The sequence below is a fragment of the Microvirga yunnanensis genome (assembly GCF_025460875.1).
In genome coordinates this window covers 63121-85467 of the sequence record NZ_JAMXFI010000026.1, presented here as the reverse complement: position 1 = coordinate 85467, position 22347 = coordinate 63121, and the positions used below count along the sequence as shown (strand labels likewise).

The following is a 22347-nucleotide window of genomic DNA, read 5'->3' as shown; positions in this document are numbered from 1 at the left end:
TCCCGGTGCACATGATCGAGACGATCAACAAGATCGTGCGCACCTCGCGCCAGATGCTGCACGAGATCGGCCGCGAGCCGACCCCGGAGGAGCTGGCCGAGAAGCTCGCCATGCCGCTCGAGAAGGTCCGCAAGGTCCTCAAGATCGCCAAGGAGCCGATCTCCCTCGAAACGCCGATCGGCGACGAGGAGGATTCGCACCTCGGGGACTTCATCGAGGACAAGAACGCGATCCTGCCCATCGACGCAGCGATCCAGTCGAACCTGCGCGAGACCACGACCCGCGTCCTCGCCTCGCTCACCCCGCGCGAGGAGCGCGTGCTGCGCATGCGCTTCGGCATCGGCATGAACACCGACCATACCCTCGAGGAGGTCGGCCAGCAGTTCTCGGTGACCCGCGAGCGCATCCGTCAGATCGAGGCGAAGGCCCTGCGCAAGCTCAAGCACCCCTCGCGGAGCCGCAAGCTCCGGAGCTTCCTGGACAACTGAGCACATTGAGAAGGCGGGCGTCAGGCCCGCCTTTTTCGTTCATTACCGATCGTCATGATCATCAGCCTCACCATCATTCTCCTGTGCCAGCTCCTCGGCGAGGTGGTCGCGCGCGGGTTCGGGTGGCCGGTGCCCGGACCGGTGCTCGGCATGCTGTTCCTGCTGGCCTTCCTGATGCTGCGCGACCGGATCCGAGGGCGGGTGCCGGAATTCGGCCGCGCCCTCGATTCGACCGGCAGGGGCCTGCTCGCCCATCTCTCGCTCCTGTTCATTCCGGCGAGCGTCGGCGTCGTGCAGAGGCTCGACGTGCTGGCGGAATACGGCGTCGGGCTCATCGTGGCGCTGGTGGTCTCGACCTTCGTGACCCTCGTCGTGACGGTGGCGACCTTCGTGGTCGTATCGCGCCTGAGCGGTTCGACCATGGAAGCGGGGGACGATTCGACGGCAGGGGAGAAGCCATGAGCGACCAGGCCTTTTCCCTCTGGGTCTACCTCTCGCAGACGCCGCTGCTCTGGCTCGTGGTGACGCTCGGAGCCTACGTGGTCGCCGACCGGGTCTCGCAGGCCTTCCGGCGACATCCCCTGTGCAATCCGGTGCTGATCTCGGTCGTCGCGGTCGGGCTCGTGCTGTGGGCGACCCGCACGTCGTATCCGGTTTATTTCGAGGGCGCGAAATTCGTCCACTTCCTGCTCGGGCCGGCGACCGTGGCGCTGGCCGTTCCGCTCTACGAGAACAGGCGCGTGGTCCTGCGCGCCATCGTGCCCATGGTGGTGGCGCTGGTCGTCGGCTCCGTGACGGCGATCGTGTCGGCCGTGAGCGTCGCGAAGCTGTTCGGCATGCCGACCCCGATCCTCATCTCGCTGGCGCCGAAATCGGTCACCGCTCCCGTGGGCATGGGTATCACGGAGGCTCTGGGCGGCGATGCGGCGCTCACCGCCATCCTGATCATGCTCACCGGCGTCATCGGGTCGATCATGGTCACGCCGCTGATGAACGCCCTGCGCATGAAGGACTGGCGCGCCCGCGGCTTCGCGGTCGGGCTCGCCTCGCACGGCATCGGCACGGCGCGGGCGTTCCAGGTCCATTCGCTGGCCGGCACCTTCGCGGGCATCGCCATGGGACTCAACGCTCTCGTGACGGCGCTGCTCCTGCCTCTGGTGCTCAAGCTTCTGCTCGACTAGGCTCGCCTCCCAGGGCTGCACCCTGAGGGCCGCCTTCCCCTGACGAGCGAGAGCAACCATGACGACGATGACGAGGGATGCGCAGGACGCGAACGGAGGGGCCTCCGCGTCCCGGCTGATCGATGCCAGGATCGCGGAACTGGGCGATTGGCGCGGCGCCACGCTCGCCCGAGTCCGGATGCTGATCCGGCAGGCTGTTCCCGACGTGGTCGAGGAGGTGAAGTGGCGGGGCGTCCCGGTCTGGTCGCAGGGCGGGATCATCTGCACGGGCGAGACCTACAAAGGCATCGTGAAGATGACCTTCGCCAAGGGCGCCTCGCTCGCGGATCCGTCGGGCCTCTTCAACGCCAGCCTCGAGGGTAACACCCGGCGCGCCATCGATCTCCGTGAGGGCGACAGGATCGACGAGGAGGCCCTGAAGGCACTCGTTCGCGCGGCCGTCGCGTTGAATAGGGCGAAACCGGCGAGAGCACGCCCGGCCCGTTCGAAGGCTGTCGCGCCAAGCGGGACCTCATCCTGATCGCGTCGGTGAGATCCTCGACGTCATCATCGGCCTCGTGCCGGTGATCTCGATCCGAAGAGCGTTGCGCTCAAACCGATCGGGATGGCCGGCACAAGGCCGGCCATGACGTGGGAGCATGACGTGGGAACATGATGTGGGAAGGGGCGTGCCGCTCCGATGGTCACCCTCCAGGTCATCACCGGCCTCGTGCCGGTGATCTCGATCTCCTGAGACGCTGCGCCATTCGCATCGGAATGGCCGGGACGAGCTCGGCCATGACATCCAAGGGGTGACGGTCAGAGACGGACGTCTCAAGCGTCGGACGTGTCCTCGACCTCGCGCCCGATGCTTCAAGCATTTGTTTGGAGCATCTTTTCGCGCAAAACCGGTTCCCACTTTTCACGTCCGATGCGCTAGAGCGGCTTCTCCGGCCCCGGCTCGTTCGCGCCTATGCTGCCGGTCGTGTCGCCGGGCGTCGGCAGGAAGGCCTGCACGATGCCGTCGGCCACGAGGGCGTGCAGCTGCCCGATATAGTTGTCCTCCCGCGACGGCTCGGTGGAATCCGACGTGATGACGACGGTCAGGCCCAGGCTTGGAACGACGTAGAGCATCTGTCCGCCGAACCCCCAGGCGTAATGGGCCCTGTGCCCGTGCATGTCGCGCATGAACCAGCCGTACCCGTAGGCATCCCCGGTGAAGGGCGAGGAGGTGCGCGGCGTCCACGACTCACGGATCCAGTTCTCCGACACGACGCGCCGGCCGTCGACCGTTCCACCTTGCCGGTACATCTCGCCGAAGCGCAGGAGCGCGCGCGGCGAGAGCGCCATCTCGTTGCCGCCGAGATAGATGCCCTGCGGATCGCGCGTCCAGGGCGCGACGGTGATGTCGAGCGGCTCGCCGAGCCAGTCGCGGGCCAGATCCAGTGTGCTGCGCGCTTGGAGGCGCGTGTCAGTGCCGCCGAGAGGAGATGCGTGCTGCCGGTGGAATAGAGCATGCGTCCGCCGGGCTCGTCCACGAAGGGGCGCGAGAGAGCGTAGCGGACCCAGTTGCCGCTGCCGATCCAGGCCCCGTAATGGCGGCCCGAGGTCCGCTCCAGCCCGGCCTGCATGGACAACAGATGGCCGATGGTGACCTGCCGGATCCGGGGATCTGCATCGGGGGGAATGCTCGCGCCCAGGATCGATGCCACCGGCTGCTCGACGCCCTGCAGGACGCCGCGCTCGATGGCGATGCCGACGAGGGCCGATAGGACGGTCTTCGATGCGGACTTGATGTTGGTGGGGCGGTCGAGCCGCGCGCCCCCGAAGGCCCGCTCGGCGATAATGCTGCCGTTGCGGGACACGATCAGGGTGCGCAGGTTCGGAAGCTCGGCGGCTCGCCCGACCGTTCCCGCGATCAGCCGTTCGGGGTCCGCCGGAAGCGGGGAGGCCGGCTGGGCCGTCGCGCTGACGGCGCCGGTCAGCAGGGCGACCAGTGTCAGGGCGGCGGTCTGTCGGGCGAAGCGTGAGAGGATGCGCATGAATCCGTCTGAGATGGGTTTGCCGTCGGATGAGACCCGAGATGGAAAGCCGTTCCGGTGGGGCAACCGGCTCACACGCCATCGTGAGCGCCAGCCTTCCATGCGGCATTCCGCTCCCAGACCTGCGCGCGGGGCATTTGTGCTTTCTTCGGCAACGGCTTATTTGCATTTGTATTCGTAAATACAAGGCAATCCACATGTTGAAATCGTGGTTTACGCGCCCGCTCTGGCAGCGGGTCGCCGTGGGCTTCGCCCTCGGCATTCTCGCCGGCGTGCTGGCGGGCGAGCAGGCCGCCGTCTGGTTCAAGCCCCTCGGGGATCTCTATCTGAACCTCGTGCGGATGATCGTGATCCCGCTCGTGTTCTTCACCATCACGTCCAGTGTGGCGAAGCTCGCCGAGGCGGGCAACGTGGCGCGCCTGGGGCTTCGCACCCTGTTCTGGTTCATCGCCACCTCGGCGATCGCCGTCCTGGTGGGCATCGCGTTCGGCCACCTCATCGATCCCGGTCTCGGCCTGTCCAACCTGCCCCTCGGCGAGGTGAAGCCGCGCACGATCCCGACCCCGCTCGAGGTGCTGATCGGCATCGTGCCGACGAACCCGATCAAGGCCATGGCGGATACCAACGTCCTGCAGGTGTTGTTCTTCGCCGGCATCGTCGGGGCAGCGCTCGTGTCGCTCGGCGAGAAGACCGCCGGCATCCGCAATCTGGTCGATCAGGGCGCCACGCTGGTGTTCCGCATCACGCGCTGGGTGCTGCAGCTCACGCCCATCGGCACCTTCGGCCTGATCGCCTGGGTGGTCGGGCGCTACGGCCTCGCCTCGCTCCTGCCGCTCGGCAAGTTCATCGCCGCCATGTACCTCGCCTGCCTGTTCCACATCCTCGTGGTCTATGGCGGCCTCCTGAAGCTGCACGGCCTGAAGGCCGGGCGCTTCTTCCGCGGCGCGGCGCCCGCCATGCAGATGGCCTTCGCCACCTCGTCGAGCCTTGCGACCCTGCCCATGTCCCTGCGCGTCGCCGTCGAGAAGCTCGGCGTGCCGCAAAGCTATGCGAGCTTCGCCGTGCCGCTCGGCGCCAACGTGAAGATGGACGGCTGCGGGGCGATCTACCCGGCCATCGCGTCGATCTTCATCGCGCAGTATTTCGGCCTCGATCTGTCGCTGACCCAGTACGTGCTCATCGGCCTGACGGCGGTTCTGGGCTCGCTCGGCACCGCGGGCGTGCCCGGCACCTCCATCGTCATGCTCACCCTGACCCTGAGCACGGCAGGCCTTCCGCTGGAAGGCATCGGCTACATCATCGCCATCGACCGCGTGGTCGACATGATGCGCACGATGACCAACGTGACGGGCCAGATCCTCGTGCCGGTGATCGTCGCCAAGGAGGAGCGCGTTCTCGACCAGGCCGTCTACGACGGTGCCGTCGAGACGCCCGTGCCGGCCCGCGAGGCGGTGCTCGTCGCCGCCGAGTGAGGATGCGCAGCCGGCCGGAGCAAGCCGCTCCGGCCGGCTTCCCGTCCCGTGAAACAGAAGCCATGCTCCGTCGTTCTGCTCCCATCGGAGCATCGGCAGCATGGCGTCCCAGCACTCCTCCAAGAAAGTCGTCTATGCGGCGCTGGCCGGCAATCTGCTGATCGCCGTCACCAAGTTCGCCGCGGCGGCCTGGACGGGAAGCTCCGCCATGCTCAGCGAGGGCGTGCATTCCCTGGTCGATACGGGCAACGAGCTGCTGCTGCTCCACGGTCTGCGGCGCGCCTCCCGGCCGCCCGATCTGGCCCATCCCTTCGGGTACGGCCGCGAGATCTATTTCTGGACCTTCATCGTCGCGCTGCTCGTCTTCGCTCTCGGCGCGGGCGTGTCCCTCTATGAGGGCGTGCGCCATATGCGCGATCCTTCGCCGCTCGAGAATCCGACCGCCAACTACGTGGTGCTGGCCCTCTCCTTCGCGTTCGAGAGCGGATCCTGGTGGGTGGCGATGAGGGAGTTCCGGCGGGCGAAGGGATCGCTCGGCTATCTTCAGGCGGTCAGGGAGAGCAAGGACCCGACGACCTTCACGGTGCTGTTCGAGGACAGCGCGGCCCTCATCGGCCTCGTCATCGCCTTCGCGGGCATCTTCGCCGCGCATGCCCTCGAGAGGCCCGAGCTGGACGGTCTCGCGTCGATCGGCATCGGCCTCGTTCTGGCCCTGACCGCCCTGATGCTGGCACGGGAAACGAAGGGTCTGCTGCTCGGCGAGCCGGCGCATGCCGACGTGCAGCGATCGATCCTCGCAGCCGCTCAGGCCGATCCGGCCGTCGAGCAGGCCAACGGCGTGATCACCGTGCATCTCGGCCCGCAGCAGGTGGTCGCCGCCCTGAGCGCGGATTTCGTCGACGCCCTCTCGACGGCCGACATCGAGACATGCGTCACCCGCCTGGAGGCCAGGATCAAAGCCCTCCATCCGGAGATCACGATGCTCTTCATCAAGCCGCAGACCACCGGCACCTACCGGCAACGGCGCCAGGCCATGGTCGAGGCGTCGGACGGTCCCTGAGGCGGGCTCCAAAGCCCGCCGTCGATGGAATGGCTCCCGCTCAGAACAGGAAGTCGGACGCGCCGATCAGCGCGAGCTTCACGTTGAGCAGGGTGATCGACTGGCCGTCGGCCTTGATCAGCACGTCGTCGGCCCTGCCGTCGCTGTCGGCGTTGAAGCGGCTGATGGCGAGGTCCCGGAAGCTCAGATCGTTGCCGCGCAGGTCGATGTGGTCGTGGCCGTCCTGGAAATCGACGATCTTGTCCTTGCCCCACTGGCCCGAGAATCGGAACGTGTCCGCCTCGGCGCCGCCTTTGAGGATGTCGTTGCCGCTGCTGCCGTTCAGGGTGTCCCTGCCGCCCTCGCCATAGAGACGGTCGTTGCCGGCATTGCCCGTGAGCGCATCGTTCCCGATCCCGCCATAGAGCTTGTCGTTGCCGCCGCCGCCGGAGATCTTGTCATTGCCGCCGTCGCCCAGGATGGTGTCGGCCGCGGCCGTGCCCTTCAGGGTGTTGTTGCCCGCGGTGCCGCTGATCGTGGTCGAGGAGGGCGTGGGCGTCGTGCCCGTCGTGCCCGTCGCCGGATCCATGAGATCGAGCTTCACGTTCGAGGCGCCGATGGTCACCTGCCGGGTCACGGGGGCGAACCCGCCGCCCGAGAAGGTGACCTCGTACGTGCCGGCCGCAAGCGCCAGGCCGTAGCCGCCGGCGCTTCCCGTGGTGGTGCTGTAATGGACGCCGCCTGCGCCGACAGCGGTCACCGTGAGCCCGCCGAGACCTTCGCCGATGTCGTAGAAGCGGTCGCCGTCGCGGTCGTCGAAGCTGACGCCGGTGACGAACACGGACGGGCCGGACAGGGAGAAGTTCTCGGTCACGAAGGCTCCGTTCCATGACTGGTACGGGCCCGTGTCGAAGCCGATGCCGATCTCGCGAAACGTCCCGTTGAGGATGTTGGCCTTGTGCCCCGGGCTGTTCATCAGGTTCGTGTGCAACAGCTCCACCTCGTCCTGAAGACCTTCGGGAGCCCGGATGCTGGCCCAGGCGATGTTCTCCGCGGACGCCCAGGATCCGGTGAAGGCGTAGCCCGCCTGGGTCATGCGCTGGGTCGGGGTCGAGCCGCCCGATCCGGTATGGGAGAACGTGTCGGTGGCGATCATCCAGCTGGTGTGCGCATCGGCCGATTCGTTGAGATCGCCGTTGAACGCGAGCGGCTGTGCCCCCGTCTTCGCCCGTTCCCGGTTCACCAGTTCGAGCATCAATTGCTCGTAGGACGTGGCTTGCGACATGAAAGACCCCTTGTTGCTTATGAATTTGGCCCGTGCCCGGGCGAATGCCTTGGGCCGGGGCTTAGGGGCCAAATGGGAAAAAGTTGTGGCTTGTCAGCAACATGGTTGTGCGGTGGGCCGATCGGGTCGGTTCAGGAGGAAACTTGCCCTACCGGGGTCGTAACCCTGACCTGCAGCATGAGAGGGAGATCGGGATTGCGATCTCGTCTATAGCAGACCCTGGAAACGCCTCAAGGCCGGGCTTCGCCGCAAGCTTGGCAGCATCACGAAGAACAACGATGACCAACCAGACGTCTGCCCTGTCTGCCGCGCCCCGGCCCGTGCCCGTGGAGCGCGTCGCCGTTCCGATCCTGGCGGCGATCAGCGTCTCGCACATGCTGAACGATCTGATCCAGTCGCTGCTGCCGGCGATCTACCCGATCCTGAAAAGCAGCTTTCATCTCGACTTCGGGCAGATCGGGCTTCTGACGCTCACGTTCCAGCTCACGGCGTCGCTGCTCCAGCCCCTCGTGGGCAATTTCACGGATCGCCGGCCGCAGCCGTTCTCCCTCGTCCTGGGGATGGGCTTCACCCTGATCGGCCTGCTGACGCTCTCGCGGGCGGGCTCCTATCCGGTCCTGCTGCTGGCCGCCGCCCTCGTGGGCATGGGCTCCTCGGTCTTCCACCCGGAATCCTCCCGCGTGGCCCGGCTCGCGTCCGGCGGGCGGCATGGACTGGCGCAATCGGTGTTCCAGGTCGGCGGCAATGCCGGAACGGCGCTCGGGCCGCTGCTTGCCGCCTTCATCGTCGTCCCGTTCGGGCAGCCGAGCATCGCGTGGTTCTCCGTCGTGGCGCTCCTCGCCATGGTGATCCTGTTCGCCATCGGGCGGTGGTATCAGGCGAAGCTCGCCGACATGCGCGCCAGGCCCCGGGCGGCCGAGGCGGGATCGCTCGTCTCGCGGCGGCGCATCGCCGTCTCGCTGGCGATCCTGATCCTGCTGGTCTTCTCGAAGGATTTCTACGTCGCGAGCCTCACCAACTATTTCACCTTCTACCTGATCTCCAAGTTCCAGGTCTCCGTCCAGGACGCGCAGATCTATCTCTTCGTCTTCCTCGGCTCGCTCGCCGTCGGGACGGTTCTCGGCGGCGCCGTCGGCGACAGGATCGGGCGGCGCTACGTGATCTGGGGCTCGATCCTCGGCGTCCTGCCGTTCACCCTCGCCATGCCCTACGCCAACCTGTTCTGGACGGCGGTCCTGAGCGTCACCATCGGGCTCGTTCTGGCCTCGGCCTTCTCGTCGATCCTCGTCTACGCGACGGAGCTCGTGCCCGGACGCGTCGGCACCATCGCGGGCCTCTTCTTCGGCCTGTCCTTCGGCATGGCGGGCCTCGGCGCCGCGCTCCTGGGGCAGCTGGCCGATGCGACGAGCATCGAGACCGTCTACCGGGTCTGCTCGTTCCTGCCGGCCATCGGCCTCCTGGCCTATTTCCTGCCGAAGATCGAGAAGAAGCGCCTCTAGCGCATCGGACGGACCCAGAGGGCCGCGTCAGCGACCCGAAGGGCCACGCCAGTGAAAAGTGGACCCGGTTTTCGCTTGCGCGGCCCGCTGGGTCCGTCTCATCCGATGCGCCGGTCAAGAGAATGAGCCTCGGATAAATCCCAAAAGTGGTGTCCACTTTTCACGTCCGAGGCTCTAACGTTTCGCCCATCGGGCGTCATGGCTCGCGACGTCGTCACCGGCCTCGTGCCGGTGATCCCCATGGGCAGAGCGTCGCGCTTTTCCGGATCGGGATGGCCGGGACGAGCCCGGCCACGACGGGAGAGGGCCCGAGCCTGTCGCCGGCCGCGCTCCCTCAGATCAGGGCGGCCCGCGCGGCCTCCTCCAGGGCTTTCATCGCCATGCGATAGGGGCCCGGTCCATGGCTGATGCGGGCGACGCCGAGCTCGGCGAGCCGCGCGGCCGCCGGGGTCCGCCCGCTCGCCATGATGTTCACCGGCAGGGTCGAGCCTTCGACGATGCGGGCGATCAGCCTCTCGTCGGCAAGGCCCGGCACGAAGAACCCGTCGGCACCGGCATCCGCATAGGCGCGGGCGCGGTCCAGAGCCGTTGCGACGAGGCCCTCGTGCTGATCCCCGGACGCGATCAGGAACACGTCCGTGCGCGCATTCAGAAAGGCCCGGACCCCGAGCCTGTCGGCCGCCGCCCTGGCGCCCTTGAGCCGGGCCGCCTGGTCGGCGGCGTCGCGCAGGGTCGATTCGCGGAACCCGTCCTCGAGATTGCAGCCGATGGCGCCGGCCCGCACGGCGCGGGCGACGTTCGCCCCGACCTCGTCGGGACCGTCCCCGTAGCCGCTCTCCAGATCGATGGTGACCGGCAGGTCGGATGCCGCCACGATGCGCTCCAGGTTGGCGATGGCGAGGTCGAACGGCATGTGCTCGCCGTCGTCGAAGCCGTGGGCTGCCGCGACCGACCAGCTCCCGGTGGCGAGCGCCTTCGCGCCGCTCGCGGCCACCGCCTTGGCGCTGCCCGCGTCCCAGACGTTGAACAGGATGACCGGCTGTCCCCGAACGTGAAGAGCCTTGAACGTCGCCGCTTTGGTGATTTGATCCGCCATGTCCTTACCCCTCGGAGATCGTTGCCGTGATCCGTCGCTCGTGCTCGAGCAGCCATTGCTTACGCCAGATCTTGCCGCCATAGCCGGTGAGCGAACCGTCGGCGCCGATCACGCGATGGCAGGGAACGACGATCGCCACCTGGTTGGCTCCGTTCGCCCGCGCCACCGCGCGGGGGGCGTCGGGTCGATCGATGAGCCTGGCGATCTCGCCGTAGCTGCGCGTGTGTCCGGCGGGAATCCGCCGCAGCGCCTCCCACACCGTGGTCTCGAACGGCGTGCCCTTCTGAGCGATCGGAACGGTGAAGGAAGCCGAGCGGCCGGCGAAATACGGCTCCAGCTGCCCGGCGAGCGCATCGAGCATCGGGTGCCGCCCGAAGGAGATCGGCCCGACGCGCCTGCGCAGCCGCGCGATCTCGGTCGGAAGCGCCTTGCGCTCGGCGAATTCGAGCAGGTGCACGCCCGCGTCGTCGGCCACGGCCAGCATGGCCCCGATGGGCGTGTCGATCCATTGCGCGGTCAGGATCTGCCGGGCCGGCATGCGGATCGGCGCATCGCCGATGAGCCGGCTGATCGCGTCGCGAAACCCGCTGCCGGATTCGTAGCCGGCATCGAGCTGGGCCTCCATCACCGAGCCTCCCTGCTGCAACGTGCTCACCGCGCGTCCGAGCCGCTGCGAGCGCGCATATTGCACGAACGTCACGCCGTATTCGCGCTGGAACGCGCGCCGCACGGTGGAAGGATCGTAGCCGAGAGCCCGCACGTCCTCGGCGCTCCACCGCCGCTCCGGTTCGGCCCTGATCCGGTCCCGCAAGGGGTCGAGCGCGCCGCTCGTCGGGCGCCTGAGGTCGAGGGGCCTGCAGCGCAGGCAGGGACGAAAGCCTGCGTCCTGGGCGGCATCCCGGCAGGAGAAGAACACCACGTTCTGGCGCTTCGGCTTCCGGGCCGGGCAGGTCAATCGGCAGAAGATCCCGGTCGTCTTCACGCCCACATAGGCGAACCCGTCATAGGACGGATCGCGGGCGATCAGGGCGGCAAAGAGAGTGTCGTCGTCACGGAGCATGGGCATGACCCTGTTCTAGCGCAGCCTTCGGGGCCGTGTCGCCGGAAACGAGGCGTGTATTTCTCATTCCGCCGGCGCGTCCTCAGCGGGCCTGGGCCACGTCCACGCTCAGGCGCATTTCCGGGTGGATGCCGCAGATCACGTCGTAATGGCCGGGCTGATCGAACCCGATCGTGACCGTATCGCCCGGGTTCTGGGCGTCGGAGCTGAAGCTCTTTCCCGGCCCGTCGAGGCGCACGTTGTGGACGCGGGTGTCGTCGTTGAGAATGCGCAGGGCCTCGCCCAGCTTCAGGAGGATGGCGCCCGGCGTGAAGCGCCGGTCCTTCTGGCTGACCGTGGAGGCCGGGACCGCATCGGCAACATCACCCAGGGTCATCGTCCGCGCCGGCAGGCTCGCCGGGCGGGGAGGGTCGTCGCTGGACAGGGTGTTGAGGAACGCGACGAGCTGCGCGCGTTCGCCCTCGCTGAGCGCGATCCGCCGTGGAATGTCGGCCGAGAGGGTGGGGCGCTGCACCACGTGCCCGGCATAATGATCGATCACATCCTCGAAGGTCGCCAGCGAGCCGTCGTGCATGTAGGGGGCCGACCAGACCCGCTCGCGCAGGCTCGGCGTCTTGAAGGCATGATCCGCCGCGCCGACGCGGAGAACGGGTCCGCGGCCCTTGTCCTCGCTCGCCAGGCCGATGTCGTGGAAGGCTTCATCGGTGAAGCGCCAACCCTGGTGGCAGGCCACGCAGCCGGCTTTTCCGACGAACAGGGAGAAGCCCGCGAGCTCGTCGGGCTCCAGCGCCGCATCGTCACCCTTCACCCAGCGGTCGAACCGGGTTTCCGGCGAGACGAGCGTGCGCTGGAAAGCCGCCAAGGCCTTGGCCAGATTGGCCTGCGTGACCGCCGGATCATCCGGGAAAGCCTGCGCGAATCCCTGACGGATCTGCGGATCGGCGGACAGCGTGCGCAGGGCGGTCTGCAGGTTGCCGGCCATCTCGCGCTCGTTCTCGATGGGCACCATGGCCTGCGCCTCCAGGCTCGGAGCCCGGCCGTCCCAGAAGAAGGACAGGCCCCAGGCCAAGTTCCAGAGAGGGGGCGTCCGCCGGTCGAGGGGCTGCCCGTCATGACCGACATGGCGGTCGACGCCGTCGGAGAAGGACAGCTCGGCCTGGTGGCAGCTCGCGCAGGCCACGTCGCCGGCGCCCGACAGGCGGGCATCCTCGAACAGCTTCGCGCCGAGCGCCACCTTCTCCGGGGTGGCCGGATTGCCGGCCGGGTTCGGCGCGTGGTCCGGACGCGCAAAGGCCTGCCGCCAATGGGCGATGTCGAGCGGAGCGGATGTGTCGGCCGCTCCGCCGACGAGGACCGCGAGCGCAAGGCCTGCGAATCCTCGGCCGGTCCTGGCGAAGCCTTTGCGCAGCATGAAGGTTAGTGGAAGTTTCCGAGCTGCAGCTCGAACTTCGAGACGTCGCTCAGGAACTGGCTGATATCCTTGACGGCCTGCTTGGGCGGCGTCACGGCCGGGAAGGTGGCCTTCAGGTCGTCGAGGCTCGCCTGCAGGGCCTTGGCGGCGTCGGCGCTCTTGGCCGAGGCGGCGGGCATGACCGTCCCCACGAGGCGATCCACCTCCAGCACGAAGCCCCGCGCATCCTGGTACTCGACCACGTTGGCGATGCGGCCCTTCTCGACCGCCTCCTCGTACTCGTCGGCGGCCTGCTGCAGAACCTCGAGAGCCGTTTCGAGCACGAAATAGGTGCCGTTCTCCTGCTTCGCCTTCACGGCCGTCTCGGCGGCGGCCAGACGCTCGTCGATGGCCGCGCGGGCGCGGGCGTAGGCGTCCTTGTTCTTCGCCTTCACGGTCTGGGACAGGGATTTCAGGGCCGCCTGGAAGGGGGCGATGTTGAAGGTCTTCAGCTGATCGCGGATGCTGCCGTAGATCTCTTCCTCCGGATGCAGGAAGTGGGGCAGGGCGTCGGCCCAGCGGCCCGCCTCGATCAGCTCCGCGCCGACCAGGAGATGGCCCCGGATCATCTCGATGCCGCGATAGACGTGGATGGGCGCCGGCAGCTGGGCGGCACCGCCGCCTTCGCCCTCTCCATCGCCGCCCGCCGTCGCGGCCGGTGCCGCGTGGCCTTGATGCTGAGCAAGCTGGAGCAGGGTCTGGTCGGCCTTGGCCTCGATCCCGGCCTGGGGCTGGACGTGCAGGGCCGTCGCCTGCGCGGCGGCCGGCGCAGCAACCAGGACGGCGGAGCTCAGGCCCGCCCAGATCTTCCGTTTCTTCATGGTTTCCCCTCGGCGCGGCAGCGACTGCCGGCTAGTTTAGAACGACTAAAAACTGCGTGTCTTTACAAGGGCTTAGCTACCGAATATGGGGATTCCTGGCAAGCCCGAAGGTGCCCATCATGCTCATCACGATCGCGGACATCCTCCCTCCGGCCGACCTCGAGGAGGTTCGGGCCACTTTGGGCGCCATGCGTTTCGAGGACGGCCGCGCCACGGCCGGGTGGAGCGCGAGGCTCGTCAAGGACAACGAGCAGGCCCGTGAAGGCGCCGCGCTCACGCTGCTCCGGGACAAGGTCTCGACGGCAATCCTCGGCAACGAGGTCTTCAGCCTCGCCGTGCGCCCGAAAGTGCTGACGCCGCTGACCTTCGCTCGATACGGCGAGGGCAAGGCCTACGGGTCGCATGTGGACAATCCGCTGATGAACGGCCTTCGCACCGATGTGTCCTTCACGCTCTTCCTGGCCGATCCGGAATCCTATGATGGCGGAGAGCTCGTGATCGAATCGGTCTCCGGCGAGGAGGAGGTGAAGCTGCCGGCCGGTCACCTCGTCGCCTACGATTCGACGAGCCTGCACCGGGTTGCGCCCGTCACCCGCGGCGAGCGGGTCGTGGCCGTGGGCTGGGCCCAGAGCTATGTGCGCGACAGCGCCCGGCGCGAGCTTCTGTTCGATCTGGAGATGGCCAAGCGCAGCCTCTTCGCCCAGTCCGGCAAGACGCCGGAATTCGACCTCCTGGCGAAGAGCAGCGCCAATCTGTTCCGGATGTGGGCGGAGGTCTGAGGGGCGGCCCGACGGGGATGTCCGAACCCTGACCCGGCGCTCGACCGGAAGGTCCCCACCGTCGTCATCACCGGCCATGAGGGTCAGAGCGCTTATGGACGGTCAGTGCGCCTGTCGACGGAGGCCACCCGACCGACCAAGTCCCGCGGACGAAAGCATCGGACGTGAAAAGTGGACCCACTTTTGGGATCGATCCGATGCTCAATTCCTGAAGCGGCGCATCGTTCGGTCCTTCGGGTCGCTGACGCGGCCCTCTGGGTCCGCACGATGCGCTGACAGCCCCTACTGCCAGGAATAGTTGAAGCTTACGCTGATGCGCTCGCTTTCGGCCTCGTTCAAGGGCACCTCGTGGCGCAGCCAGCTTTCCCAGAGCAGGACCGTCCCGGGGACCGGCTTCATATAGGCGAACTGCCGGTTCTCCGGACGCGCCTTGGCCTTGCGCGGCGGGGCGGCCATCATGAATCCGAGGCGCGGATCCTCGAGCTTGAGCGCGCTCGCGCCTTCCGGGATCGTCACGTAGTAGGTGCCGCTGATCACGGAATGCGGGTGGATGTGCGAGGTGTGGATGCCGCCGGGCGGGAGGATGTTGATCCACAGGCTGTCGAGCACGAGCTTGCGGCCCTGGAGATCGAATTCGAGCTCCTTGGCGAAAGCCGCCACGTGCTTGTCGAGGTCCTTCAGGAGCTCGCCGAAGACAGGCACCCGCCAGGGCAGGTCATTCAGGGACGCGTAGGACGTATAGCCCGGATAGCCGTGCTTGTCGCACCAGCGCTGGCCGGCCTCGTCGTCCTCGGCGATGGACAGGCAGGCCGCCTCCAGCTCCGCGTTGCGACGCTCGGATTTGGCGCCCGTCATCTCGGCGCGGTAGACTTTGGTGACGAAAAGCGGTTCGATGCTTGCCATGGCTTGGCTCTATTCCGGCGGCCGGCTTCTGTCAAAGCCATTGCCCTTTGGTGCCGGGGATCCCAGCTTTGATGATGGAAAGTTTTCCCGCGGCTTGAAGGATCCGCGGGGGCAACACACCTTGGCCATATGATGTCACCCTCGCTCCCTTCGATCTCCTCGGACGACCTGCTGACGATGGCGCGAAGCCTCGACGCCGAAAGCCTCGCGCGCGTCATCGCATTACGGGACTGGCTGATCACGGTCGCCGGCCAGATGGAGGATCCCAACGAGGTGCTGTCGGGCTTCCTCGACCGGCTGATCGAGCTCGGCCTGCCGATCGACCGGGCGGTCTCGGCCATCGAGACCCTGCATTCGGAATATGCCGGCATCGGGCGCTTCTGGACCCGGGAGGAGGGGACTGTGGTCCGCTACCTGCCCCATGGCGACCGCCGAGAGACCGTCTATCAGACGAGCCCTTTCGCCCACGTGAACCGGACGGGCCAGTGGCTCGTCCTGGATCTCGCGAACACCCCGGACGACCTGTTCCCGATCATCCCGGAGCTGAAGGAGGCGGGCTACCGCCACTACGTGACCATCCCGATCCGCTTCACCAACGGGGCCGAGAACGCGATCTCGTTCGCGACCCGGTCGGCGCAGGGATTCGGCACACGGGAGCTGACGATCCTGCGCATGGTCATCCCGTCCTTTGCCCTCGTGACCGAACTTCGCGCGACGAGCAACCGGCTCGACGAGGTGCTGCGCATCTATGTGGGCGACGATCCTCACAAGGCGATCCTGTCGGGCGCCATCCAGCGCGGGCAGGTGACGCGCATCCGCTCGGCCATCCTGTTCGCCGACATGCGCGACTACACGCATATCTCCTCGACCCTGAGCCCCGAGAGCGCGGTCGATCTCCTGAACAACTATTTCGACTGCCTCGTGCCGCCCATCGAGGACGAGGGTGGCGAGGTGCTGAAATATCTGGGCGACGGGCTTCTCGCCATCGTGCGGGACAAGGGCGACGATACGGGCGGGGCCGCGCAATCGGCGCTCACCGCGGCCACGAAGGCGCTGCGACGCATCGAGGCGGCCAACAACGAGGGCCGCTTCCCGGTGCCGATCAACGTGGGCTTCGCGCTCCACCACGGCGACGCCGCCTACGGCAATGTCGGATCGGGCCAGCGCCTGGATTTCACGGTGATCGGCCGCGACGTGAACCTCGCCAGCCGCATCGCCGAGCTGAACAAGAGCCTCGGCGAGCCGCTGCTCATGTCGAAGCCCTTCGTCGAGCATCTCTGGGGCAATCCTTCGCCCCTCGGAGCCCACGAGGTCGAAGGATTCGCCGAAGCGGTCGAGATCTACAAGCCTTGAGACTTCTCCCGACCGTGCGGCGCGTCGAGGTCGAGAATCGGTCCGACCGGCACGATCCCTGCGGGATTGATGGTCCTGTGGCTCTCGTAGTAATGCCCCTTGATGTGCGCCATGTTCACCGTCCTGGCGATGCCGTCCGTCTGGTAGATGTCGCGCAGATAGCCCGAGAGGTTCGGGTAGTCGGCGATGCGGCGCAGGTTGCATTTGAAGTGCCCGACATAGACCGGGTCGAAGCGCACCAGGGTCGTGAACAGCCTGATGTCGGCCTCGGTCAGCCGGTCGCCGCAGAGATAGCGGCGGGAGGAGAGGCGCTCGTCGAGCCAGTCGAGGGTTTCGAAGAGCGGGCGCACGGCCTCCTCGTAGGCCTGCTGCGTGGTCGCGAAGCCCGCCTTGTAGACGCCGTTGTTGACATTGTCGTAGACGCGGGCGTTCAGGCTGTCGATCTCCTCCTTCCGGTCCAGCGGACAGTAGTCTCCCGGCGTGGCGCCGATCCCGTCGAAGGCCGCGTTCATCATGCGGATGATCTCGGCGGATTCGTTGTTCACGATCGTCCCGGTCGCCTTGTCCCAGAGCACCGGCACCGTGACGCGGCCGGTGTAGTCGGGCTGCGCGGCCGTGTAGACCTGATGGAGATAGCGCGCCTGACGGATCGGGTCCGGGATGACGCCGGGACCTTCCTCGAAGGTCCAGCCATGCTCGAGCATGCGCCAGTGCACGACGGAAAGGCCGATCATCCCCTCCAGGCCCTTGAGCCTGCGCATGATCAGGGTGCGATGGGCCCAGGGGCAGGCGAGCGACACGTACAGATGATAGCGTCCTGCCTCCGCCTTGAAGCCGCCGTCTCCGGTCGGACCCGGCGAGCCGTCGGCGGTGACCCAGTTGCGGAAGGCCGATGCCTTGCGCACGAAGCGTCCGCCGGTGCTCTTGGTGTCGTACCACTGGTCCTGCCAGACGCCGTCGATCAGCAGCCCCATCCTGTCCTCCCTGTCCTGTCCGGCCCGGGCGATCCGATTCGGCCGTGAAAGCAGACAGATGGCCGAACCCGGCAGGGGTCAAGAGGGCTCCCGGTTTCAGAGCCGTCGAGGGGCCATGCGACAGCCGGCCCGGTCAGGCCCGCGCGAAACCGGCTTGACGGCTTTTGAGATGTATTACAGGAACATGATCGGTCCCGATCCGGGACCGCTCCTCCCGTCGGGACTCCGGGCCCGGACGAGAGCCACGCCTTCCGCCATGCAAGGGGTGACGGACGGCTTTCCTTCCCTTAGAGGTTCCCTTGCCTTCCTCGGAAGGGCCTGTAGCTCAATGGTTAGAGCCGGCCGCTCATAACGGTCTGGTTGCAGGTTCGAGTCCTGCCGGGCCCACCACCCATTCCTCCAATTCCGGGCTATTTCCAAATGCGCCGGAGACGAGCCTAATATCAGAGGCTTAGTTGAGATCGGCCGGTCAGGACCTATGTCTCCGACAGTAGATCTGGGCCCTCCTAGGCGTTGCTTGTGGCCCTATTCTCCCGGCTGCCAGTTGCCCTTTCCGGCTCACAATTCGCCCGCCGCCAGAGACTGGTTCGCTGATCCTCAGAGACGACAGTTCGCACTCTTGGGTCGAATCGATCTTGTCTTGGGTGTAAGCGAGAGACTCGATTCACGATCTTGTATCTCTGGCTGGACTTCGGCTGTGTTCCGAGCAGTGATGGGAATGTCCTGAGCGGCCGGTGAGCCCAAGGGATTCGGTGCCCCGCAGGCTTTTGGCCGCACGCGGGGCCGCGGTGGTGACGGCGCCGACCGTCGCAACCACAAGGATCTGCCATGACCCTCACCGACACCCAGCTCGTCCTGCTCAGTGCTGCCGCGCAGCACGAGGAACACCTCGTCACCCCGCCTGCAGCGCTGAACGGCAGGGCGGCCCAGAATGCCTTGAAATCGCTGATCCGCAGGAGCCTCGTCGAGGAGCAGCCCGTCTCAGCCCAGCAGCCACACTGGCGCACCGGTGAGACAGGCCAGCTTATCGGGCTGCGGATCACATCCGCAGGTCTGGCGGCACTCGGTCTTGATCCCACGGAGCAGACTGACGCTGATCCTGCTGATCAGCGTGCCACCGCGCCTCAGCCGCAGGTTGTCCCAAGATCAGGAACCAAGCAGGACCTGCTGCTACGACTCTTGAGCCGGGAGCAAGGGGCCACCATCAACGACTTGATGGCTGCTGCAGGCTGGTTGGCCCACACCACCCGTGCTGCGCTCACGGGCTTGCGCAAGAAAGGCTATGCGATTGAACGGATCAAAGGGGAGGATGGATCATCCTATCGGGTCCATGCCGCTGCTGAGGAGGTCCGCTGATGGACGCCTCCGTTACCTCTCCGCATTATCAGCAGCGCGAGTCTGACACCATCGATCAGGTCCATCACGATCAACTGCTTACTGAGCTGAGCAGCCTCGATCACCAGGACCTGCGGGTGCGCTGGCGCAAGCTTCTGCGCACCCAGCCCCCTGATCTGCAGCGTACTCTTCTGTTACGCCTGCTCGCCTATCGGCTTCAAGCGCGCGCCTATGGCAATCTCGATCGTGAGACTGTTCGGTATCTCAACCACGTGGCCCGTGAAAGCCTACGGCGCAAGCCAGAGCCGGGGAGGCGGAATGCCAAAGCGCCACCCCCCATTCCACCCGTACCCACACGTAGCAGGCTCAAGCCTGGCACGCTCCTCGCACGCGAGTTCAACGGGACCATACATCGGGTGACGGTCACCCACGAAGGCTTTTCCTGGCAGGGGAACACCCACAGCAGCCTGTCCGAGATCGCTCGCCTGATCACCGGCACCCGTTGGAACGGACCTCGCTTCTTTGGCCTTCGTGACAAGCTGGAGAAGGGCCAAGTTGGGGAAAAGAACCCATGACCGCGAAAGCCACGAAGCGGCTGCGTTGTGCGGTCTACACCCGTGTCTCGACAGAGTACGGGCTCGAGCAGGAGTTCAACTCGCTGGATGCCCAGCGGGAAGCCTGTGAGGCCTACATCACAAGCCAGAAGCACGAAGGCTGGACCCTGCTGCCAACTCGCTATGATGATGGCGGCTTCTCGGGCGGATCGATGGAGCGGCCTGCTCTCCAGCAGTTGCTCACAGCCATTTGCCAGGGACAGGTGGATGTCATCGTCGTCTACAAAGTCGATCGATTGACCCGATCCTTGGCGGACTTCGCCAAACTGGTTGAACTGTTTGACCAGCACGAGGTTTCGTTCGTGTCGGTGACCCAGAGCTTCAACACCACAACCTCCATGGGGCGTCTGACCCTGAACGTGCTGCTCTCGTTTGCGCAGTTTGAGCGTGAGGTCACCGGCGAGCGCATCCGGGACAAGATCGCCGCGAGCAAAAAGAAGGGCATGCGCATGGGTGGTCCAGTGCCGCTCGGCTACATAGTGCAGGATAAGAAGCTCATCGTGCACGAGCAGGAGGCCGAGCAGGTGCGGTTGATCTTCCGACGATATCTGGAGCTCAAGTGTCTCACCGCTCTGGCACGGGATCTGCGGGAGCGAGGCGTTGTCACGAAGGTGTCTCACCGCCGGGATGGTTCGACCCGGGGTGGAATTACCTTCACCAAAGGGCCTCTGGCCTATCTGCTGCACAACCGAGCTTACATTGGCGAGGTGATCCACAAGGGCCAGCACTATCCTGGTGAGCATGCGCCGATCATTCCCCGCGAGTTGTTTGACGCTGTTCAGGATGAACTCTCGTCCAAGGCTCGCAGCCGCTGCACGCAGCGCTTCAACCAGGCATCCGTTTTGGCAGGGCGCATCTACGATGACCAGGGCAACCGCATGACGCCAACGACCTCCAACAAGGGCGGCTTGCGCTACCGGTACTATACGTCGTCCGTGCTGCAGCAGGGGCGTAAGGACAAGGCTGGCTCGATCCCGCGGGTGTCTGCACCAGAGATTGAAACGATGGTCCTGAAAGCATTAGCTCGGGAGGGCTCAGCCGATGTTCGGACCGAGGCGGATCACGTTCTGAGTATGGTCGACCGAGTTGTCATCTGGCCTGACGTGATTGAGATCATCCGGTGCTGTCCAGAGAACGAAGGGCCGACTGTACCCATTCGGCTCCCGTGGGCTCCCACGTCAGGCCGGCGCCGGCGCGAGATCATCAGAGGCGATGACGTTTGTGCTGCACGGCCAATCCGGGCGGAAACCCGGGCTCGACTGGTCGAGGGGATTGCGAAGGCAAGGTCTTGGCTCGCCGAACTTGTCGATGGTCGGGTGAAGCACACCCATGATCTCGCAATGCGGGAGGGCCGCAGCGAGAGATCGGTTCGGATGATCCTCAACTTGGCCTTCCTCTCCCCTGAAATCGTCCAAGCTGCGGTGGAGGGCAGGCTTCCCCACGGAACAGGCCTTACCGCCTTGGTGGAGGCGCCATTGTGCTGGAAGGAGCAACACAAGCTGCTCATTAGAGCATCCGACTTCACATCAGAGGAGTCTGGGTTCAAATCGCAGCGCGCTCACCATACTTTCTAAAGGCTTAGTATAGACGCAATCGGCCGGCAGGTCGCGGAAACTGGACGCGGTAATCACCCAGTAAGCACAAATCACGGGCTGTCCAAAGCAGGTAGCCCGAAATTACGGCATGCGATACTGAATAACAGGTGTGCTGAGGTCTGGCAATTTACCTAATTGTGGTAAGCGGACACATCCGGCAGTTTTGCGGCAACTTATCCTCTTCGGGGAGACGAATGGCCAAGGCATGGAGCTTCATCACGTTGGGTGATGATCGCCAGTACGGTGGCAATACTGGCTACGTGGACGATTTGAGGAACGTCTATCGTTACGATAGCAATGTAGCCAATCATAGGCGAGTTGCTGAAGGTGACTTCGTCGTCCTTCGCGATAGAGCAAGAGCTCTTGGAACTGCAGTAATAAGAAAGATCAAAGAAACGGAGGGTACGAAGACTGTCCGCCGATGCCCCGTGTGCCGAATGCCCGGAATGAAAGAACGAAGGACTAAGACGCCTCGATGGCGATGCTATGAGGGGCACGTCTTCGATACCCCGCTTGAAGCCGAAGAACCTGTCAAAAAATTCGAAGCACTTTTTGCAGGTACTTTTAAGTCTGTATTGCAGCCGGTCTCGGCAGCTTCCCTGAAGGCTGCAGCGCAGCGTCGGAACGATCAGATGTCGATTGAAGAACTCGACCTTGACCAAGTTGAACGACTTTTTGCGCCAGATGCCGACGCGCTGCGGGTCTTGCAGCAATCACTGGCGTCTTCAGCGCTCCCGCCCGATGACGCCGATACATCGGATTCCAGCATGTTCGCGCCCTCCATGTTGGATCAACGGGAGCGGACGATGCGTTCCGTTAAAGCAAGGCGTGGTCAGTGGAAGTTCAGAAGGGCCTTAATAAAACGCTATGGTTCGGCGTGTCTCGTAACAGGCAGTCAGACCATGGACCTCTTGGAGGCGGCTCATATCGTGCCCTACCGCGGTGAGGAGTACAACGACCCGTCCAATGGCCTCCTGCTGCGAGCAGACATTCATACACTTTTTGATCTGAACCTGCTCCGCATCGAACCGAAGACGTGTAGGATCGCACTCGATTCGAAGGTGCGGGACGAAGAGTACAGGCGCTTTCATGGCCGCTATCTGAAGCTTGAACGCGCCCGTCCATCCGATTTATGTCTGTCAATTCGTTGGGTGGGTGAGCCACCTTGAGCAAGCCACTCGGCTTGTTGTAGCACCGATTCAGCAGTGCAGGTGTCGGCAGTTCGGCGAACGTTAGCGAAGAAATGGTCCGACACAAGTACGAGGCCGCATGATGAGCGCCGTGCGAGGGACGGATACGAAGCCCGAGCTCACGGTACGGCGTGTGCTGAGGGACCTTGAGGTTGGTGGTCAGCCAATCCATCGATTGTGTCTGTACAGGAT

The 22347-nt window shown here is 65.5% G+C and carries 20 protein-coding genes, 1 tRNA gene and 1 pseudogene; 14 read left to right on the top strand and 8 right to left on the bottom strand.

Annotated elements, in window-relative coordinates; genetic code table 11:
* The 4 genes from NF876_RS15175 to NF876_RS15160 form a co-directional block, all read left to right on the top strand.
* Positions 1–488, top strand: a 488-nt coding sequence (locus tag NF876_RS15175) for a sigma-70 family RNA polymerase sigma factor (RefSeq protein ID WP_262269627.1), incomplete at its 5' end; no start/stop codon positions are given.
* A 54-nt stretch (positions 489–542) separates the two neighbouring features.
* Complete coding sequence (locus NF876_RS15170) at positions 543–950, top strand: CidA/LrgA family protein (protein WP_262269626.1); 408 nt, start codon at positions 543–545, stop codon at positions 948–950.
* Positions 947–1669: an LrgB family protein gene (locus NF876_RS15165; protein WP_262269625.1), complete on the top strand. Its 723-nt coding sequence runs from the start codon at positions 947–949 to the stop codon at positions 1667–1669. The genes NF876_RS15170 and NF876_RS15165 overlap by 4 nt, the downstream gene beginning before the upstream one ends.
* Positions 1670–1727: 58 nt before the next feature.
* Positions 1728–2189 carry a DUF1801 domain-containing protein gene (locus tag NF876_RS15160; RefSeq protein WP_262269624.1) on the top strand — a complete coding sequence of 154 codons (462 nt, stop codon included), beginning with the start codon at positions 1728–1730 and terminating at the stop codon, positions 2187–2189.
* Between the two features lie 395 nt (positions 2190–2584).
* Here the strand turns inward: NF876_RS15160 and NF876_RS15155 are convergent.
* Positions 2585–3690, bottom strand: a pseudogene (locus NF876_RS15155) (serine hydrolase domain-containing protein).
* Positions 3691–3887: 197 nt separating this feature from the next.
* Between NF876_RS15155 and NF876_RS15150 the strand changes: the two are divergent.
* Positions 3888–5162 (top strand): dicarboxylate/amino acid:cation symporter, encoded by a 1275-nt coding sequence (locus NF876_RS15150; protein ID WP_262269623.1) that lies wholly within the window; start codon positions 3888–3890, stop codon positions 5160–5162.
* Positions 5163–5262: 100 nt separating this feature from the next.
* Positions 5263–6222, top strand: a complete 960-nt coding sequence (locus tag NF876_RS15145) for a cation diffusion facilitator family transporter (protein WP_262269622.1) — start codon at positions 5263–5265, stop codon at positions 6220–6222.
* A 40-nt stretch (positions 6223–6262) separates the two neighbouring features.
* On the opposite strand, the gene NF876_RS43155 is transcribed toward NF876_RS15145, so the two are convergent.
* Positions 6263–7486 carry a CAP domain-containing protein gene (locus tag NF876_RS43155; RefSeq protein ID WP_315975043.1) on the bottom strand — a complete coding sequence of 408 codons (1224 nt, stop codon included), beginning with the start codon at positions 7484–7486 and terminating at the stop codon, positions 6263–6265.
* Between the two features lie 278 nt (positions 7487–7764).
* Between NF876_RS43155 and NF876_RS15130 the strand changes: the two genes are divergently transcribed.
* Complete coding sequence (locus tag NF876_RS15130; protein ID WP_262269621.1) at positions 7765–8985, top strand: MFS transporter; 1221 nt, start codon at positions 7765–7767, stop codon at positions 8983–8985.
* 334 nt (positions 8986–9319) lie between these two features.
* On the opposite strand, the gene NF876_RS15125 is transcribed toward NF876_RS15130, so the two are convergent.
* The 4 genes from NF876_RS15125 to NF876_RS15110 form a co-directional block, all read right to left on the bottom strand.
* Complete coding sequence (locus tag NF876_RS15125; RefSeq protein ID WP_262269620.1) at positions 9320–10081, bottom strand: isocitrate lyase/PEP mutase family protein; 762 nt, start codon at positions 10079–10081, stop codon at positions 9320–9322.
* A gap of 4 nt (positions 10082–10085) precedes the next feature.
* On the bottom strand, positions 10086–11141 hold the full coding sequence (locus NF876_RS15120) for a bifunctional transcriptional activator/DNA repair enzyme AdaA (protein WP_262269629.1): 1056 nt from the start codon (positions 11139–11141) through the stop codon (positions 10086–10088).
* 82 nt (positions 11142–11223) lie between these two features.
* Positions 11224–12552, bottom strand: coding sequence for a cytochrome c peroxidase (locus tag NF876_RS15115; protein WP_262269619.1), 1329 nt, complete (start codon positions 12550–12552; stop codon positions 11224–11226).
* 5 nt (positions 12553–12557) lie between these two features.
* Entirely contained in the window at positions 12558–13412 is an 855-nt protein-coding gene (locus NF876_RS15110) for a 4-helix bundle domain-containing protein (RefSeq protein ID WP_262269618.1), read from the bottom strand.
* Between the two features lie 119 nt (positions 13413–13531).
* On the opposite strand from NF876_RS15110, the gene NF876_RS15105 reads away from it, so the two are divergent.
* Positions 13532–14191: a Fe2+-dependent dioxygenase gene (locus NF876_RS15105; protein ID WP_262269617.1), complete on the top strand. Its 660-nt coding sequence runs from the start codon at positions 13532–13534 to the stop codon at positions 14189–14191.
* A 282-nt stretch (positions 14192–14473) separates the two neighbouring features.
* Here the strand turns inward: NF876_RS15105 and NF876_RS15100 are convergent, their stop codons facing one another.
* On the bottom strand, positions 14474–15094 hold the full coding sequence (locus NF876_RS15100; protein WP_262269616.1) for a TIGR02466 family protein: 621 nt from the start codon (positions 15092–15094) through the stop codon (positions 14474–14476).
* A gap of 132 nt (positions 15095–15226) precedes the next feature.
* On the opposite strand from NF876_RS15100, the gene NF876_RS15095 reads away from it, so the two are divergent.
* On the top strand, positions 15227–16447 hold the full coding sequence (locus NF876_RS15095; protein WP_373696668.1) for an adenylate/guanylate cyclase domain-containing protein: 1221 nt from the start codon (positions 15227–15229) through the stop codon (positions 16445–16447).
* On the opposite strand, the gene NF876_RS15090 is transcribed toward NF876_RS15095, so the two are convergent.
* Complete coding sequence (locus NF876_RS15090; protein WP_262269615.1) at positions 16435–17421, bottom strand: glutathione S-transferase family protein; 987 nt, start codon at positions 17419–17421, stop codon at positions 16435–16437. The genes NF876_RS15095 and NF876_RS15090 overlap by 13 nt on opposite strands.
* 314 nt (positions 17422–17735) lie before the next feature.
* Between NF876_RS15090 and NF876_RS15085 the strand changes: the two genes are divergently transcribed.
* From NF876_RS15085 to NF876_RS15065, 5 genes are all read left to right on the top strand, one after another.
* Positions 17736–17811: transfer RNA gene (locus tag NF876_RS15085), tRNA-Ile, on the top strand.
* A 438-nt stretch (positions 17812–18249) separates the two neighbouring features.
* The gene (locus NF876_RS15080) at positions 18250–18777 is read left to right on the top strand and encodes a DUF3489 domain-containing protein (protein WP_262269614.1); all 528 of its coding nucleotides are present in this window, start codon (positions 18250–18252) and stop codon (positions 18775–18777) included.
* A complete protein-coding gene (locus NF876_RS15075; protein ID WP_262269613.1) occupies positions 18777–19331 on the top strand; it encodes a DUF2924 domain-containing protein in 555 nt (184 codons plus the stop codon). The genes NF876_RS15080 and NF876_RS15075 overlap by 1 nt, the downstream gene beginning before the upstream one ends.
* Complete coding sequence (locus tag NF876_RS15070) at positions 19328–20944, top strand: recombinase family protein (RefSeq protein ID WP_262269612.1); 1617 nt, start codon at positions 19328–19330, stop codon at positions 20942–20944. The genes NF876_RS15075 and NF876_RS15070 overlap by 4 nt, the downstream gene beginning before the upstream one ends.
* Positions 20945–21159: 215 nt before the next feature.
* Complete coding sequence (locus NF876_RS15065) at positions 21160–22134, top strand: HNH endonuclease (RefSeq protein WP_262269611.1); 975 nt, start codon at positions 21160–21162, stop codon at positions 22132–22134.
* Positions 22135–22347 lie beyond the last annotated feature (213 nt).

Bases quoted from the DNA above. Each gene is read 5' to 3' on its own strand.
- NF876_RS15170 (WP_262269626.1), top strand. From the start codon at position 543: ATGATCATCAGCCTCACCATCATTCTCCTGTGCCAGCTCCTCGGCGAG.
- NF876_RS15165 (WP_262269625.1), top strand. From the start codon at position 947: ATGAGCGACCAGGCCTTTTCCCTCTGGGTCTACCTCTCGCAGACGCCG.
- NF876_RS15160 (WP_262269624.1), top strand. From the start codon at position 1,728: ATGACGACGATGACGAGGGATGCGCAGGACGCGAACGGAGGGGCCTCC.
- NF876_RS15150 (WP_262269623.1), top strand. From the start codon at position 3,888: ATGTTGAAATCGTGGTTTACGCGCCCGCTCTGGCAGCGGGTCGCCGTG.
- NF876_RS15145 (WP_262269622.1), top strand. From the start codon at position 5,263: ATGGCGTCCCAGCACTCCTCCAAGAAAGTCGTCTATGCGGCGCTGGCC.
- NF876_RS43155 (WP_315975043.1), bottom strand. From the start codon at position 7,486: ATGTCGCAAGCCACGTCCTACGAGCAATTGATGCTCGAACTGGTGAAC.
- NF876_RS15130 (WP_262269621.1), top strand. From the start codon at position 7,765: ATGACCAACCAGACGTCTGCCCTGTCTGCCGCGCCCCGGCCCGTGCCC.
- NF876_RS15125 (WP_262269620.1), bottom strand. From the start codon at position 10,081: ATGGCGGATCAAATCACCAAAGCGGCGACGTTCAAGGCTCTTCACGTT.
- NF876_RS15120 (WP_262269629.1), bottom strand. From the start codon at position 11,141: ATGCTCCGTGACGACGACACTCTCTTTGCCGCCCTGATCGCCCGCGAT.
- NF876_RS15115 (WP_262269619.1), bottom strand. From the start codon at position 12,552: ATGCTGCGCAAAGGCTTCGCCAGGACCGGCCGAGGATTCGCAGGCCTT.
- NF876_RS15110 (WP_262269618.1), bottom strand. From the start codon at position 13,412: ATGAAGAAACGGAAGATCTGGGCGGGCCTGAGCTCCGCCGTCCTGGTT.
- NF876_RS15105 (WP_262269617.1), top strand. From the start codon at position 13,532: ATGCTCATCACGATCGCGGACATCCTCCCTCCGGCCGACCTCGAGGAG.
- NF876_RS15100 (WP_262269616.1), bottom strand. From the start codon at position 15,094: ATGGCAAGCATCGAACCGCTTTTCGTCACCAAAGTCTACCGCGCCGAG.
- NF876_RS15095 (WP_373696668.1), top strand. From the start codon at position 15,227: ATGTCACCCTCGCTCCCTTCGATCTCCTCGGACGACCTGCTGACGATG.
- NF876_RS15090 (WP_262269615.1), bottom strand. From the start codon at position 17,421: ATGGGGCTGCTGATCGACGGCGTCTGGCAGGACCAGTGGTACGACACC.
- NF876_RS15080 (WP_262269614.1), top strand. From the start codon at position 18,250: ATGACCCTCACCGACACCCAGCTCGTCCTGCTCAGTGCTGCCGCGCAG.
- NF876_RS15075 (WP_262269613.1), top strand. From the start codon at position 18,777: ATGGACGCCTCCGTTACCTCTCCGCATTATCAGCAGCGCGAGTCTGAC.
- NF876_RS15070 (WP_262269612.1), top strand. From the start codon at position 19,328: ATGACCGCGAAAGCCACGAAGCGGCTGCGTTGTGCGGTCTACACCCGT.
- NF876_RS15065 (WP_262269611.1), top strand. From the start codon at position 21,160: ATGGCCAAGGCATGGAGCTTCATCACGTTGGGTGATGATCGCCAGTAC.